This window comes from Candidatus Nitrosopumilus sp., from assembly GCF_965223225.1.
GTDB lineage: Archaea > Thermoproteota > Nitrososphaeria > Nitrososphaerales > Nitrosopumilaceae > Nitrosopumilus.
Genome location: NZ_CBDCVU010000004.1, coordinates 337,574 through 353,004, shown reverse-complemented (window position 1 = coordinate 353,004; position 15,431 = coordinate 337,574). Strand labels below are relative to the sequence as shown.

Sequence of the window (15,431 nt, the reverse complement as noted above, 5' to 3'; positions counted from 1 at the left end):
TTCTTATACCTCCACGTAAATTTTGTTATCATCTATTTTAACATTGTACACTTTAACAGGCTCTTCAGCTGGAAGATTTTGAGGTTCGCCCGATTCCAAATTAAAGACAGATAGATGTAATGGACATCTTACTCCTTCATCACTTAGGAATCCAGTAGATAGATCTGCATCAGCATGAGTACATATCAAATCAGTCGCATGAATAGTACCCTTAAGATTAGCCAACAGTATTTTTTTGTCATTACAAGTAAGACCAAAGAGCTGACCTTCTTTTACTTGGTCCAAATTACAAGCCTCAACCCATTCAGACAAAAGATCACCGATACTTGTAATGTTGTTCTATTTCAGCATCTTCATTGTAGCGTGTTTCTTCAACTTCAACGAATTTTGCAAGTTCTTCATCAGTGTTAATTGTAAGCTCACGATTATCCCATTTGGATTCAATCAAATATGCTATCCAAGCCCTAACTTGGAAAGACATTTTCCTTGAAAGAGGTTCCAAGAATCCTTCAACTATAGTTCGTTCAGCTTCCTCATGACTTAGACATCTACTTTTAAGATAAAATATCTGCTCTTCATCAATTTGAGCTACAGATGCAGAATGTGTTGCCTTGACATCATTTGTGAAAATTTCCAGTCCAGGGATTGCGTCAGATTTTGCATCCTTGTCCAAGAGTATAGAACGGCCAGACAAAAAGGAATTGGATTTTGATGCATTCTCTTTGATTCTAATCATTCCTTTGAAGAGGGATTTTGATTTATTTCTAAGGATAGATTTTTCCACCACCCGACCTTCAGTAGATGGGCTTTCATGATTTACATTAGTTTGAATATCAAAGGATTGATCATTATTTCCAAAGATTACTTCAGAATCATTAGAAGAAGCTCCAGTTCCGTTTAGGAAATAATCAATTTTGTATCTAGATAACATAGTTCCAAACAAACCAGAATACCAATTTATTTTTGCATCTTGAGCTAAATCGGTTCTACGAGTAGAAAAGTTAACTGCGTGTTGATCCATCATTTGTAAAGTAGTTACATCCAAGTGTGCATTTGAAGCAAGATTAGTATGCAGTAATTCAAGGTATGCTTGCTGAGTAGTGGTTTTTGGAGAATACAGTTCCTGAACAACTACGGCTTTGCTGTTTTCATCTGCAAAAATAATATTTCGAGATATGGTAGACATGCCATCATCAGAAAGACAAGATAGAAAGTGAATTGGTTTGTCTAATACGAGATTTTTTGGAACATGAATAAACACACCAGAGTTAAATGCAGCATTGTTTAATGCAGTAAATTTGTCATCTTTAGAATTAGAAGATTCCAGAGCTTGTTTTATCAATTCAGAATTATTCTTGATGGCATCAGATATGGAAGAGATAACTAGTCCTTTTGATTTTAAGTCATCAGAGAGATTAATTTTGTGTATATTAGTCCCGATTTGAATAATGCAAGTCTCATTTTCTAATTCACCTAGTCTTTTTTCAAGGAAACTTGGAATTGTATTTGTAGTAGAAGTTGACAAAGATACTTTTTCAGGATCCATTTTTTTTGCATCAGTGTACTTATTGTATAGTGGAGACATCTCAATAGGTAGACTATCGTAGACAGAAAATGAGCTATTTCTATAATCCTTTAGCCACTCAGGTTCGTTACGTGAAGAAGAGATATCACTAATATGATTCGCGTTTAGTTTTGAGAGAATTTCTTGAGACATGGTAAATCAAAATAAAGTGGAGAGGTTATCCCACAGAATCATCCATCTCCAATTTAATGAGACGGTTTAATTCAACGGCATATTCCATTGGAAGTTCTTTTGTGAATGGCTCCATAAACCCATTAACAATTAGAGATAAGGCTTCTTCCTCATCAAATCCTCTACTCATAAGATAGAAAATTTGCTCATCTCCAATCTTCCCCACAGTAGCCTCATGAGTGATTGTAGCGTCTTCTTGGTTAATCTCCATGTATGGATATGTGTCAGTTTTAGAAGTGTCATCTAGCAATAATGCATCACATCTTACAGTGGATTTCACATTTGTTGCGCCCTTTGCAACATTGAGTAAGCCACGATAAGTTGAACGACCATCTAACCTACTAACAGACTTTGATGTAATTTTGGATGTAGTATTAGGTGCAAGGTGAACCATTTTTGCACCAGTGTCTTGGTGTTGTCCTTTTCCTGCAAATGCAATTGAAAGTGTTTCACCATATGCTCTTTCACCCATAAGATACACTCCAGGATATTTCATTGTGAGTTTACTACCAATGTTTCCATCAATCCATTCAACAGTTGCACCCTCGTATGCATAAGCACGTTTTGTTACAAGGTTGTAGACATCATTACTCCAATTCTGAATAGTGGTATATCTCAAGTGAGCATCTTTGTGGGCTACTAGTTCTACAACAGCAGAATGAAGTGATTCAGATGAATACACAGGAGCAGTACATCCTTCGATATAATGTACATCAGCACCCTCATCAACAATAATCAAGGTCCTTTCAAACTGTCCAATGTTTTCAGCATTAATTCTAAAGTATGCTTGTAATGGCATGTCAACTTTGACACCAGGTGGAACATAGATGAAAGAGCCACCACTCCAAACTGCACTGTTGAGAGCAGCAAATTTGTTGTCCTCAGGAGGAATTACCTTACCGAAATATTTTTTGAAAATCTCGGGTTGTTCTTTTAGAGCTGAATCAGTATCCAAGAAAAGAACACCTTGTTTTTGTAGGTCTTCTCTCAAGTTATGATATACAACTTCAGATTCATACTGAGCACCAACTCCAGCCAAAAATTTCTTTTCGGCTTCAGGAATACCCAGTTTGTCAAAGGTATTTTTTACATCTTCAGGCACATCATCCCAATTTTTTTCAGTTTTCTCAGATGCCTTTGCATAATAGTAAATATTTTGAAAATCGATCACACTTAGATCTCCACCCCAAGTAGGCATTGGTTTTTTCATGAAGATTTCATAAGAACGTAATCTAAAGTCAAGCATCCATTGAGGCTCATCCTTCATTTTGCTAATTCCAATAACAGTTTCCTTAGTCAGGCCTTTCTTGCTAAGGTGAACATACATCTCAGTTGAATCTTTAAAGTCATACTTTGAATAATCCATATCTAGATTTTCAGTTGCCATAAACGTGATAACCCCGTTATATTATAAATACATGAGGAAAAATAGGCAGAGCTAAATAGCTTTAGCTAAAATTTAGGATTCGTAACCAACGGTTCTCATACCAAAACATGGTTTGTTTCCCTTAGTCCAGCATTTACAAGAACAGGAAACTGCTTTTCCACTTTCCAAGTCTTTAACAACTTTATGAAAAACACCCTCTCTAACCTTTGATTCAATTGTTACTATTTCAAATTTATCAGATTCTTTACTCATTGTTTCATCCTCGTTGTTGTTCCAAATATCAAAACTCCCATTATAATTTGATTCTACCCTAAATCCAAAAAAAGCAATTAAGAAGAAATCAAGGTTTGTTATTTAAACAAAGATCATACAACAGCAAGAGTATTTTTTATTGCATCAAATGCACCTGCTACAGTATGCACTTCAGCAACAGTATTTTTGACCTGAAATTTTTTTAGTTCATCAGATGTAAAAGGGCCAATTGAAACTACAGAAAGTTTTTCAAGATTTGCCAACAATGAATCAATGTCATAATCTTTAGACATTATTTCAAAAAATCCTCTTACCGAGGAAGCACTGGTAAAAATAATACCATCAACATTATTTTTAGAAAATAACTCTCTGAATTCATTCCATTGAGTAGTATCTCTAAAGGCACAAACATCATACAAATGAATCTCACATACATCAATTCCAATTTTGTTTAGTAATTCTTTCAAAAAGGGAGTAGATGCACCACTTCTTGGAACAATTACTTTTTTTCCTACAGCATTGATTTTTGTAAATTCTTCACCAACACCTACAGAGGAAAAAGTAGACTGAGGTTGTAGATTCACCTTGATTCCTTCATTCTCAAGAGAAACAGTAGTTTTTGGCCCAACTGACATTACAATGGTATTTGCAATTGCCAACTTTAATGGCTCAAGTTTTCCAACATTTCTTGCAGTGTCAAACAAAAGCTTTACTGCTTTTGAGCTCATAAAGACAGAATAGTCAGGATCATATTTCTTAACAGATTCCAAGAATTCTTCAACTATTTTTTCACCTTTGCTTACAAGTTCGATAGTAGGTAAGGGTAAAGGAACAGCATTGTTTTGTTTTGCAAGCTCAATAAACTCTGCAGCGTCATCTTTTGAACGAGTGATTGCAATATTTTTTCCATCCAACATTACTTCCACCCTATGGTATCCGACAAATCAACCACTTTACCTATGATGATATTTGTCGGAGGTGTTATTTTATTTTCTTTAACTTTTTTTCCGATATTACTCACATTTCCTTTAATCATTTTTTGTTTTGAGGTAGTTCCATTTTGAATTACAGCAACAGGAGTTTTTTTATCCATACCGCCAAGTATGAGTTGTTTACAAATAATATCTATTCTTGACAAACCCATCATAATCACAATGGTATCCACAGACTTGGCAAGACGTTTCCATTTAACGACTTCATTTCTCTTTTCAGGATCCTCATGACCTGTAACAAATACAACAGATGAAGCATGTTTTCTATGAGTAAGAGGGATTCCAGCATAGGTTGCAGAACCAATTCCAGATGTGATTCCAGGTACAATTTCATATTTTACTTTGTTATCTTTTAGAAACTCGGCTTCTTCTCCCCCACGACCAAAAATAATAGGATCCCCTCCCTTTAGACGAACAACATTTTTTTTGGATTTTGCATACTTTACCATCAAGTCATTGGTGGTATTTTGATGGGCGGTATCATCACCTACAGCACGTCCAACGTAAATTTTTTCAGCAGATTTTGGAATCATAGAAATTATTTTTTTGCTTACTAATCTATCGTATAATACAACATCAGCTTTTTGTATTAATTCAACTGCTCTAACAGTAATTAACTTACTGTCTCCAGGACCTGCACCCACGAGATAGACTTTTCCAGTCATGTTCTGTTCCACTCCTCTACTTTTTCTCTCCAATTTAATGCAAGATCATTTACTCCTTTGGACTGAAGTTCTAATCCGACATTTTTACCCAGAGATTCAGGATTCTCTTTTTTTCCAGTTTTACTGACTTGAATTGACTTTTTTCCATCCACAGAAAAAGCACTAACAGTAAGAGTCATTTGAGAATCAGAGGATTTAGCATAAGCACCCAAAGGAAACCTGCAACCAGAATCCACAAAGTCAGATAAGGCTCTTTCAGCTTCAATTTCCAATCTTGAATCAGCATCTTCAATTCCACGAAGCATAGAAATTGTTTTAGAGTCATCTTCTCTTGCAACTATTGCTATTGCGCCTTGTCCAGGAGATGGAGAAAATTCATCAGTAGATAAAGGAGTATACTGTACGTCAATTCCTAATCTAGAAAGTCCAGCTTGGGCAAGAACTATTGCATCGTAATCGGAATCAGATATTTTTCTTATTCTGGTTTCAACGTTACCACGAATTGGTTTCACAGTAACATCGGATCTAATTCTAGAAATTTGTACAGCACGTCGAAGAGAACTGGTTCCTATGATTGCACCAGATTTGATAGTTGTAAGAGCGGAATTATCCAATGAGATGAAAACATCATTTACTTTTTCTCGTTTTGGAATACATGCTATTACTAGACCGTCATCTAGTTGGGATGGAACATCTTTTAGACTATGTACTGCAAAATCAACATCTCCAGTTGCAACTGCTCTATCAACCTCTTTTTCAAAAATTCCCTTCTGATCAATAGTAAAAAGAGGCCTGCTATCAGTATCTCCTTTAGTGGTAATTTTGTTTAGTTCAAATTCAGAATCAGGATGAATTTTAGTTAACTCAGATATTACCCAATTAGTTTGAGCAACAGATAGTTGACTACCTCTCGCACCTACAACATATTTCAATTTTTCACCGATTTTAAAGCACTGTGATATGCATCAAGTGTTTTGTTTAGATCTTTTTCAGTATGAGCATCAGAAAGAAATACCACTTCAAATTGAGATGGAGGTATGAATACACCTTTTTTTAACAATGTCTTAAACAGTTTTTGGAATTTTTTTACATTTGTTTTTTTGGATGTGGCATAATCAACAACAGGTTTGTTTGTAAAGAAAATTTGGAACATAGAAGATGTGAAGTTGATTTGATGAGGGATTTTCATATCTGTTGCCATATCATCTAATGCAGATACAAAGGACATGTTAAACCTCTCAAGTTTTGAATAAAGTTTGTTTTTGATCTTATTGATTGTTTTAATAGAACTAATTGCAGCACTTACAGATACAGGATTACCTGCAAAGGTACTAGCTTGGTACACTTTACCTCCAGGAGAGAGCAGATCCATTATTTCTCTTCTGCCTCCTAATGCTGCAATACCAAACCCATTGCTCAGAGCCTTTGCCATAGTTGTGATGTCTGGTTTGATTCCAAAGTATTCTTGTGCTCCTCCAGGAGATATTCTAAAGCCAGTTACTACTTCATCAAAGATTAATGGAATGTTATTTTCAGATGTGATTTTTCGAAGATTGCCCAGGAAGTTTTTTTCAGGCAATACCAAACCCATATTAGCCAAGATAGGTTCAACAATTACTCCTGCGATATCTTTCTTATTTTTTCTGATTGTTTTTTCAAATTCTTCAATGTCATTATAGGGTACAACAAGAGTATTTTTAGAGACTTCATCTAATCCGCCATCAGATACAGAAATTCCATTATGTGCAGAACCTGATCCAGCTTTTACCAAAACAGAATCATGAGCACCATGATAACACCCTTCAAATTTTAAAATCTTTTTCTTTTTTGTATAACCGCGAGCTAATCGTATGGCAGTCATAGTTGCCTCACCGCCAGTATTTACCAATCTAACTTTGTCAATTGAAGGAAAATTTGCTTTGATTAATTTTGAGAGTTCTATTTCAGCTAAAGTAGGAGTGCAGTACAAAGTACCTTTTGAGAGTTGACTTGATACGGCATTGATAATTTCTTTTCTCCTATGTCCCAGCAACAATGCTCCATAGCTGTTACAGAAATCTATGTAACGAGTATTTTCTTCGTCCCACAAATAGGCGCCATCAGCCTTTTTGGTGAAGAATGGGTAGGGTTCAAAATATCTAACAGGGCTATTAACTCCTGAGGGGATCACCTTTTTTGAATCTGAAAATAATTTAGAATTACGCATATAGTATCCCATAACAGGTCATTATTATTCGTAATTTGAACGCCTTTGTGCTTGAAATTTTTTCCGAAATAAAAATCCAATAATTGCAGTTCCAACAAAAGGAGCGGTCCAATACAGCCACAAATCATCAAAGACTCCTGAAAAAAGTGCAGGAGCAAGAGCTCTTGCAGGATTCATCGAGGCTCCAGAAATAGATGCTAAAAATAAAATATCAAGACCAACAATTCCTCCAATTGCGATACCGCTAAACCCTCTCAATCCTTTTGTATACACAACATAAAAAATTACACCCATAAGCATGGCAGATGCCAGTATCTCAACTGGAAAAATCAAAGATAAAGGGAATTCAGGATTAAATGCATTTGCTCCAAGATTTGCACTTTTACCAATAAACAGCATCACAAACAAAGAACCCAAAATAGCTCCAATGATTTCAGCAGCAAAATAATAAAGAACTTGTAATTTGGATATATGACCAGTAATATAGTAGCCAATTGTTACTGCAGGGTTAAAATGAGCTAAAGATATTTTTCCAAAAGAATAGACGCCGATATTTAATGCAATAAAAGGAGCAAGAGCAACAAAGGGAATTCCTAGTTCACCATCAAAAATTTCAGCATCATAAACAATAGAGCCAGTAGCAAAAACTACCAAGATAAAAGTCCCAATTAATTCAACAGTAAAAATTTGTAAATTAGAGTATGACAATAGAAATGCATCTCATATGATTTGTTAAAATTTTTCTGGCCTAACAACTCCCACATCACTTACATGCAGCACTAAAGCAAAATTGGCAAATAATGTTCTAGAGATTTCTTCAACTATATCCGATAGTTTTTCATCACGCATAATTACTTCAACCTTGACATTTTTTTCAGTTTTTAATCCCTGCCCACGAATACCACGTGCACCATTTCCATCAACTTCATAAGTGGTATAACCAGTTATTTCGTGTTTTTTGAGAATCTCAATTATATTTTCTTGTGCTAAAATTTCACAAGTGATTGTAAGGAGTTTAACGTTGTATAGTTTCACAAGAATCCTCCAGTAATGTAATTGAATAAGTCTATCGTTCCCTCACCAGCATGAACAAGTGTTGAAATTGTAAAGAGTATCGGCAAGGTAACAATAATGTTGAAAGGGAATGTAATTCCCAAGGCAGAAGTTATGTATAGACTTGGTTTTGCTTGAGGAATTGCGTGACGTAAAACTGCAGGAGCTGCAATAAATGAGGCGCTTGCCATCAACAATCCAAACATAACCGCTCCTCCTATGCTCAATCCCAACACAGTTGCAACCAGAACTCCAATTATTCCATTGAATAAAGGTATGAGTATGGCAAATGCAGTAAGAAAAATACCAACTTTTTTAATATCATCAAGCCTTTGTCCAGCAATAATACCCATCTCAATCATAAAAATTACTATTGCCCCAGTAAACATGTCATCAAATACAATTTTGATTGATTCAAAACCCTCCTTTCCAATTATGTAACCAATTACAATACTACCCAAAAGAATCACAATTGCTTTTCCAGTAATGGAATCATGAAGAACTTTAGAAAGTTTTGTCTTTGTTTGGTTTAAGCCAACATCAATTTCTCCAGAATCAACATCTGTAAAAGATTGTTTTTTTTCTTTGATCTGTTTTGATACTGCCATATTTGTCATGAATATTGCTAAAATGAATGCAAGAGGTTCTAATACTGCAAGTATTGCTGCAATGTATCCCTCAGAAGTTACTCCTTGATTTTTCAAAAAGGACAAACCAACAGAAAAATGTACAGCTCCTACTGCACCATAAGTTGATGCTAATGCATACGAATCAAACAAATTGAATTTGCCAAGCCTTCTAAGAATTTGATAATGATTCAAAGTAAATAGTAAAGACAATCCAATTGCCACAAACATTGGAATCAGCATATTTTCAAACCCAGTGTTTCTCATTTCGATTCCACCATGAAGTCCAATTGCTGCAAGAAGATAGATTGGCAAGAATTCTGAAATTGCTTCAGGAATTTTTAGATCAGATTTGATTCTAGATGCTATAATCCCAAACAAAAAGAACAGAATTATCGGAGTAAGAAGATTTGATTGTATTAATTGTAAAACATCCATTTGAATATTTCAAAAATTTTATCCTAAAATAAAAACCAAGATGTTTAATAGAAAATTAAACAAACAAGTGGATTAGATATGTAAAGCCTATACCTAGTAAAGCACTGCCTGGAATTGTTATTACCCAAGCAAAAATAATCTGTCTTCCAACTTTCCAACGAACCGCACGTTTGCGTCGTGCAGCACCAGCACCCATGATAGTACCAGTAATTGCATGGGTAGTACTAGCAGGAATGCCTAGAGTTGCAAAAATTGCCAACATCAATCCACCCCCAGTTTCAGCAGCAAATCCCTGATATGGCTTAAGCTTCGTAACCTTAACACCAAGTGTCTTGATAACTTTGTATCCTCCAAAGAAAGTTCCCAATCCCATCGCAGTAGCTGCAGCAAAAATAACCCATAATGGCATATCAAGCTCAGGTATCATTCCAGCTGAAAATAAAATCAAAACAATAATTCCCATAGTTTTTTGTCCATCATTTGCACCATGAGTCAAGGCAAACCAAGCAGAAGATATTATTTGTAATCTACCAAAAGTTTTGTTAACAATCGTGGGCTTACGATTTGCAAATATTGTAATTATTAATCCGGTCAAAAGTAATCCAAAAATTAAACCTCCAACGGGAGCAATTACAATGCCGGCAAAAACTTTTGTCAGACCACCTAAAACTAGTTTTTCAAATCCCAATCCAGCAATTCCTGCACCCATTATACCTCCCACTAAAGAGTGACTATTCGAGATAGGCAAACCAAAGTAAGTACATAAGGTGCTCCAACCAATAGCACCTGCAAGACCACCTACAATCATGTAGACTGTGATGTCGTCAGGACTAACAATTCCTTTTGCGATTGTTGTCGCAACAGCCACTCCAAAAATAAAAGGACCTATGAAATTTGCAACTGCAGATAAAGATACAGCATGGAGAGGTTTTAAAACTCTGGTGCCTATAACGGTAGCAACAGAATTTGCAGAGTCATTAAATCCATTTACAAAATCAAAGATTAATGCAACTATTATTGCACCTATTGCTATCTCAATCAATTAATCACCTTCAGGTATATTTCAAAACAATATCTTCAATCACATCTGCAACATCAACACATCTATCAGAAGCAGTTTCCATGGTTTCATAGATATCTTTTAGTTTAATGATTTCAATGGCGTCACTTGTTTTAAACAATTCACGTATAGCTTCTCGATAAAGATCATCAACACGGTGTTCGATATCACTAGTATTTCTACAGTGATCAATCATATCTTGAGGGTTTTTGATTCTTTGAAGTTTAGATATCATATACTCTACTTCTTTTGTTGCATTAACAAGTTCTTTTGCCATCTCTTCACAATATGGAGGAGGAGTAGTAATGTGATAACTGTAAACTCTGGCAGCAATGCCATCCATAAAATCAATCACATCATCAATTTTTGAGGCAATCCTTTGCATGTCTTCTCGATCTAAAGGAGTTATGAAGGTCTTGTTTAACTCTGAAAAAATATCTCTTGTCAGAACATCAGCTTCGGTTTCAAGTTTGTGAATTTTGTTAGCTTGATCAGTATCAGTAAGATCGGAAAACAGTACTACCAATTCTTCTGAAGTTTCAACAGCTTTTTTTGCCAGATTATCAAGAATAGATAAAAGTTCTTTCTCGTTTGATTTTACCCAAGACAGCCACTGTCCCATGATCACTGGAATCTCATTAGAGTAATAAACCAATACTAGGTATAACTATCAAGTCTATATAGAAAATACAAAATATTTTTGTATATAACTTTAAAAATGAATAAGGGATTTAAAAAAATCAATTTTTAAATATTTTTTCAAGTATAAAATGATCAATCAAATCAAAAATGCGATCAATTATTAAAATTAGAGTGATTTCTTTTAGAAGATATCAAGATACAAAAAGATCATATGCAATATTCAATTAATAAAAAGAAAAAAGAGTAAGGTTACTCTACATAGAATCCAGGTGCCCAATCATCAGTATTTTTTAGATCATTGGTGCTACGGTTACTGCCTTTTTCATATGTTTCAAACATTTCATCATAGATAGGGTTGTTAGGATGATATCCTTTGCACTCTAAGTGAAATTCATTTGTTAATGAAAATCCCTTAAAGAAACTTTCTTCTTTATCATGCTGTGTTTTGATAACATAGTCAACATTTCTACAATCAGCGTAATTGAATCCTCTTATGGTTTTTTCACCATGTATAAGACTCACATCAACATCAAATAGGTTGGAAATAGAGTTAGTACCAGATACTTTCTGGCCATTCTTTCTCATATCATCAACATGTTGATATAACAAAGGATAGCTTCCTGGAACTCCAACTAGTTCAAATGTTGGATTGGCTTTATCCAAAATTGTTCCTTGTTCAAAAACAGGTAAATCAATCACTTCTTGCCCATTATCAAACGTAAATGTAGCTATAACCTTAGGTCCAGTACCCATGTTGTATGTGTTTTCTGTGTATTCATTGTACATCTTGGTATTTGACCAAACTGGTTTACCGTCTTGCATTTTGTCATATGTAGGGTTTTGAGGAGTCATTCCTGCACATGTGAAGTCTATTTTTTCAATCACCGCAAAACCACGTTTTCCAGTATATCCTTCTTCTTTGTCTTGATATGTATCAACAAAAAATGAGGACACCGTACAATCCACAAAGTCAAGGCCTCGCACAAATTCACCGTTGTTGGTAAACTTTACAGATGCTTCAAAATCAGTGTTGTAAGAACTAGCTAAACCACTTGTCTTTCTTGCTTGATTTATTGCATTATCCAAGAGAGGATGTTCTGTTACAATTCCTTCCACATGGAAGCTAGGTCCAGAATCATTGCCTTCCTCAAATCCAGCAGTTAGTTCAAAGATAGGAAATTCCATTGTTTCTGTTCCTTCATCAAACTCAAAAGTAACTGTAGTTCTTGCATCATGTGCAAATTTGAATGGTGATGAGCCATAGTCATATGCAACCAAGCTTGTAGAAGAACGTGGTTGATTTTTTATTTTATCACCAGATACAACACCACCACATCTAAAATCAATGTCATCTACAATTGCAAATCCTACTTTTTCATAAAATCCATAGCTTTCATAGTCATCTTTCTCTGTTTCAATTTTATAGTCTAAAACTTCGCAGTTATAGTAATCTACTGTTCGTATTGATTCACCATTTTTAGATATTTCTGCATATACATCAAAAAATCGGTAGTCATACTCAAAACTACTGCCTCCAGTGGTAGTCATCATTCTGTATTTGAAAGCATCATCTAATGCTTGATGTAAATGAGGTGCTTCGTCAACAACGCCTTGAACATTAAATGTGGTTCCAACATTTGAAACAAAATCAGATGTCATCTTAAAGACAGGAAAACTATGAGTCTCAATACCGTCTCTAAATTCAAATGTCAAAACTGCACTAACATCATCAGCCATTTTGTATTTTGTTGCTTCTCCCTCTGCAAATACATCATTCAGTGTCCCTACAGACAAAGTTGCAAAAACTGCAAACATGATAGTCATTATCATTTTCATAGTCATTAGTTGACACAGTTTATTTTTAGAGTATAAGTTAAATGAACATTCTTTACGTATAGAACATATCAATAAAGTACATTTGTAGAACTATATAGATAATTTTAAGAAAAACAAGCATAAGAACGAAGAAAAATAAAAAGAGATTTAGACTTTGATTACGCCTTTCTGAATTAAGAATTGTAGTCCATTTATGTAGTCCTGATCAGTTATCAACCCTCAGACACCATTTTGCATTATCTCGAACCCATTGAGGAATTTCCAAGTTGCCTGTGTCTGCTGATGCTTCATAGTCCCATAAAATTTCCCCATCACAGATAACTTGAGACAAACCCTGCTTACCAATTTCAACAATCTTATCGGCTAATGGAACATATAACAAGCTAGTTGCATATTCCTGACCAACGATATCAGAAGTAAGTTTCATTCCTTTTTCAGGAACTTCAGGCAAATTACACACTAGAACTACACCTCCAATAGATTCAGGAATGTGTAATGTTCCAGGAGCTAATTCACGTTCTGCTTCACTCATTGGTTTGTCAGATGCTGCAAAGTTCACAGTTTGTTCTATGCGTTGCTTAATGCCTTCTCCACTTCCAATTGATTGATAGTTCAGATTTACGTTGTCGTGTATTTTGTTATATTCAACTCTCCACAAATCAATTAGTGGGAACGGAAATGTTGCACCTGCTCCTGTTAGATTAAACTCCAAGTCAGAAATAGGTTCATCAGGCATTGAATCAGCATGTGCGTTTAATGGCGGTACAATTGCAACAAGAGTCACAATCACCAGTATTGATGTTATCTTTGTTCTCATTAGATGACACATGTTTTGTAATTTATTTACAAATAACAATCATAGATTACGTAAAAACAATATCTCTCCTAGTACCATATAGAATACAAAACTAGGATTCACAAAGTATAGTCACATCATAACCATGCTCAGAAACATAGCATCGATCTGAATGTTCTCCACCATCAATGACATCATATCCAGAGTTTCCATAAATTACATCAACACCAGTTTCACCCTTGAGGATATCATTGCCGGCATTACCCTTGATGTCATCATCTCCAGATCCGCCAGAGATTATATCCTTGCCGTCTCCTCCAAATATACAATCATCACCATCACCACCAGAGATAAGATCATCTCCAGCTAAACCAAAAATTAGATCATTTCCAGGAGTTCCCTGAAGTACATCATTTCCAGGAGTTCCTTTGATTACATTATAGAAAGAAGAATCATTGCCACATGCTTTGACATAGACAGTTTGGATTGTGTTAGACGTCAATCCAACATTATCAAATGCAATCCATGTTACAGTGGTGACACCAATAGGATACAAATCAGGTGCATTGTTTATGATAGTGCTTATCCCACTTGCATCAGTAGCATTGGCCTCACCTATAGAAACAGCACTCAACATATCAGTTGCCTCTACAACCAAAGATTCAGGAGCAACTATTACAGGACGTGTCTGGTCCTTAACTACAACTTCAACTACCTCAATATCTTCATAGTATTCCAAAACAGGAACAGTGTAAAAATCGGTCTCATAATATTGAATTTTGTGATTTGCAGAATCAACAATCAGCAATTCACCATTTAATCCAAAGTCAACATCAGTGACAACATCAAAGGAATAATCAGAATAAGGTCCTAGTTGATCAAAGATAGATAATCTCAAATCAGAATCTTGAGATAAATGCAAAATAGTATCATATGCAGCATTTACTACAAACATTTTTCCTTCAGGATCAATTGCTATTGCCTCAGGTGAGAAATCATAGTTTGAGTAATGGAACGGAAAGGATTTCAAAAGAATCCCATCAGAGGAAAATTTTTCAATTTTGCTATTTCCTTTATCTGTTACAAAGATATTTCCATCATTATCAATATCAATTCCAACTACTGTAAGAAATTGACCAGGTCCCTGTCCGCTAGAACCAAAAGACGAGATAAAATCCCCGTCAGTTGTAAATTGTTGAATTCTTTGGTTACCAGTATCTACAACGTACACTATACCATCATAAACTGCAACACCATTTGGAAACAAGAATTGTCCTTCATAGGATCCTCGTTTTCCCCATTCAGCAATAAATTCACCGTCAGTAGTGAATTTTTGAATTCTGTTAAGATCGCGGTCAGCTACAAATACGGCACCATCTGCAACTGTTATTCCAGATGGATAATGAAACTCTCCTGCTTGTTTACCGCTTTTACCCCATTCAGTCACATATTCTCCAGTGCTTGAAAATTTCTGAATACGCTTGTTTCCCAAATCAGTAACGTAGATGCTTCCATCATCTCCAACTGCAACATGTTGAGGATGAGAAAAGTATCCAGGTTTTGCAATTCCAAAAGAACCAATTTCAGCAATATAATCATAATCTCCAAATCCAAAAGAACTTGGAACAAATGAAGAAGTTACCATAAACAACGAAAATACCATGACACATACGACAAGTAGTTTCAACAAGGTAATGTTACAGAATTAGAGAAATACAACCA

The 15,431-nt window shown here is 35.2% G+C and carries 16 protein-coding genes; all 16 read right to left on the bottom strand.

Annotation, left to right across the window (positions count from 1 at the left end):
- Window positions 1–3 precede the first annotated feature (3 nt).
- On the bottom strand, window positions 4–312 hold the full coding sequence (locus ACOQN3_RS02355; protein WP_420544886.1) for a Rieske (2Fe-2S) protein: 309 nt from the start codon (window positions 310–312) through the stop codon (window positions 4–6).
- Window positions 313–316: 4 nt separating this feature from the next.
- Window positions 317–1,717 (bottom strand): Fe-S cluster assembly protein SufD, encoded by a 1,401-nt coding sequence (sufD, locus tag ACOQN3_RS02350; RefSeq protein WP_420544885.1) that lies wholly within the window; start codon window positions 1,715–1,717, stop codon window positions 317–319.
- 25 nt (window positions 1,718–1,742) lie between these two features.
- On the bottom strand, window positions 1,743–3,143 hold the full coding sequence (gene sufB, locus ACOQN3_RS02345) for a Fe-S cluster assembly protein SufB (RefSeq protein ID WP_420544884.1): 1,401 nt from the start codon (window positions 3,141–3,143) through the stop codon (window positions 1,743–1,745).
- A 72-nt stretch (window positions 3,144–3,215) separates the two neighbouring features.
- Window positions 3,216–3,395, bottom strand: coding sequence for a hypothetical protein (locus ACOQN3_RS02340; RefSeq protein WP_420544883.1), 180 nt, complete (start codon window positions 3,393–3,395; stop codon window positions 3,216–3,218).
- A 113-nt stretch (window positions 3,396–3,508) separates the two neighbouring features.
- Window positions 3,509–4,312 (bottom strand): uroporphyrinogen-III synthase, encoded by an 804-nt coding sequence (locus ACOQN3_RS02335; RefSeq protein ID WP_420544882.1) that lies wholly within the window; start codon window positions 4,310–4,312, stop codon window positions 3,509–3,511.
- Window positions 4,312–5,052 (bottom strand): uroporphyrinogen-III C-methyltransferase, encoded by a 741-nt coding sequence (cobA, locus tag ACOQN3_RS02330; RefSeq protein ID WP_420544881.1) that lies wholly within the window; start codon window positions 5,050–5,052, stop codon window positions 4,312–4,314. The genes ACOQN3_RS02335 and cobA overlap by 1 nt, the downstream gene beginning before the upstream one ends.
- A complete protein-coding gene (gene hemC / locus ACOQN3_RS02325) occupies window positions 5,049–5,984 on the bottom strand; it encodes a hydroxymethylbilane synthase (RefSeq protein ID WP_420544880.1) in 936 nt (311 codons plus the stop codon). The genes cobA and hemC overlap by 4 nt, the downstream gene beginning before the upstream one ends.
- Window positions 5,981–7,270 (bottom strand): glutamate-1-semialdehyde 2,1-aminomutase, encoded by a 1,290-nt coding sequence (gene hemL, locus ACOQN3_RS02320; RefSeq protein WP_420544879.1) that lies wholly within the window; start codon window positions 7,268–7,270, stop codon window positions 5,981–5,983. The genes hemC and hemL overlap by 4 nt, the downstream gene beginning before the upstream one ends.
- A 12-nt stretch (window positions 7,271–7,282) precedes the next feature.
- The gene (locus tag ACOQN3_RS02315) at window positions 7,283–7,966 is read right to left on the bottom strand and encodes an MIP/aquaporin family protein (protein WP_420544878.1); all 684 of its coding nucleotides are present in this window, start codon (window positions 7,964–7,966) and stop codon (window positions 7,283–7,285) included.
- 24 nt (window positions 7,967–7,990) lie between these two features.
- A complete protein-coding gene (locus ACOQN3_RS02310) occupies window positions 7,991–8,293 on the bottom strand; it encodes a P-II family nitrogen regulator (protein WP_420544877.1) in 303 nt (100 codons plus the stop codon).
- On the bottom strand, window positions 8,290–9,375 hold the full coding sequence (locus tag ACOQN3_RS02305; protein ID WP_420544876.1) for a sodium-dependent bicarbonate transport family permease: 1,086 nt from the start codon (window positions 9,373–9,375) through the stop codon (window positions 8,290–8,292). Before ACOQN3_RS02305 ends, ACOQN3_RS02310 begins: the two co-directional genes overlap by 4 nt.
- Before the next feature lie 55 nt (window positions 9,376–9,430).
- The gene (locus ACOQN3_RS02300) at window positions 9,431–10,417 is read right to left on the bottom strand and encodes an inorganic phosphate transporter (protein ID WP_420544875.1); all 987 of its coding nucleotides are present in this window, start codon (window positions 10,415–10,417) and stop codon (window positions 9,431–9,433) included.
- Window positions 10,418–10,427: 10 nt separating this feature from the next.
- Complete coding sequence (locus ACOQN3_RS02295) at window positions 10,428–11,057, bottom strand: DUF47 domain-containing protein (RefSeq protein ID WP_420544874.1); 630 nt, start codon at window positions 11,055–11,057, stop codon at window positions 10,428–10,430.
- Window positions 11,058–11,326: 269 nt separating this feature from the next.
- Window positions 11,327–12,919 (bottom strand): hypothetical protein, encoded by a 1,593-nt coding sequence (locus ACOQN3_RS02290; protein WP_420544873.1) that lies wholly within the window; start codon window positions 12,917–12,919, stop codon window positions 11,327–11,329.
- Window positions 12,920–13,118: 199 nt separating this feature from the next.
- On the bottom strand, window positions 13,119–13,730 hold the full coding sequence (locus ACOQN3_RS02285) for a substrate-binding domain-containing protein (RefSeq protein ID WP_420544872.1): 612 nt from the start codon (window positions 13,728–13,730) through the stop codon (window positions 13,119–13,121).
- A 91-nt stretch (window positions 13,731–13,821) separates the two neighbouring features.
- On the bottom strand, window positions 13,822–15,399 hold the full coding sequence (locus tag ACOQN3_RS02280; protein WP_420544871.1) for a 6-bladed beta-propeller: 1,578 nt from the start codon (window positions 15,397–15,399) through the stop codon (window positions 13,822–13,824).
- Between the last annotated feature and the right edge of the window lie 32 nt (window positions 15,400–15,431).

Coding starts and splice junctions, on each gene's coding strand:
- ACOQN3_RS02335 (WP_420544882.1), bottom strand. CDS start 4,312: ATGTTGGATGGAAAAAATATTGCAATCACTCGTTCAAAAGATGACGCT.
- hemL (WP_420544879.1), bottom strand. CDS start 7,270: ATGGGATACTATATGCGTAATTCTAAATTATTTTCAGATTCAAAAAAG.
- ACOQN3_RS02305 (WP_420544876.1), bottom strand. CDS start 9,375: ATGGATGTTTTACAATTAATACAATCAAATCTTCTTACTCCGATAATT.
- ACOQN3_RS02285 (WP_420544872.1), bottom strand. CDS start 13,730: ATGAGAACAAAGATAACATCAATACTGGTGATTGTGACTCTTGTTGCA.
- cobA (WP_420544881.1), bottom strand. CDS start 5,052: ATGACTGGAAAAGTCTATCTCGTGGGTGCAGGTCCTGGAGACAGTAAG.
- ACOQN3_RS02290 (WP_420544873.1), bottom strand. CDS start 12,919: ATGACTATGAAAATGATAATGACTATCATGTTTGCAGTTTTTGCAACT.
- ACOQN3_RS02295 (WP_420544874.1), bottom strand. CDS start 11,057: ATGGGACAGTGGCTGTCTTGGGTAAAATCAAACGAGAAAGAACTTTTA.
- sufD (WP_420544885.1), bottom strand. CDS start 1,717: ATGTCTCAAGAAATTCTCTCAAAACTAAACGCGAATCATATTAGTGAT.
- ACOQN3_RS02340 (WP_420544883.1), bottom strand. CDS start 3,395: ATGAGTAAAGAATCTGATAAATTTGAAATAGTAACAATTGAATCAAAG.
- sufB (WP_420544884.1), bottom strand. CDS start 3,143: ATGGCAACTGAAAATCTAGATATGGATTATTCAAAGTATGACTTTAAA.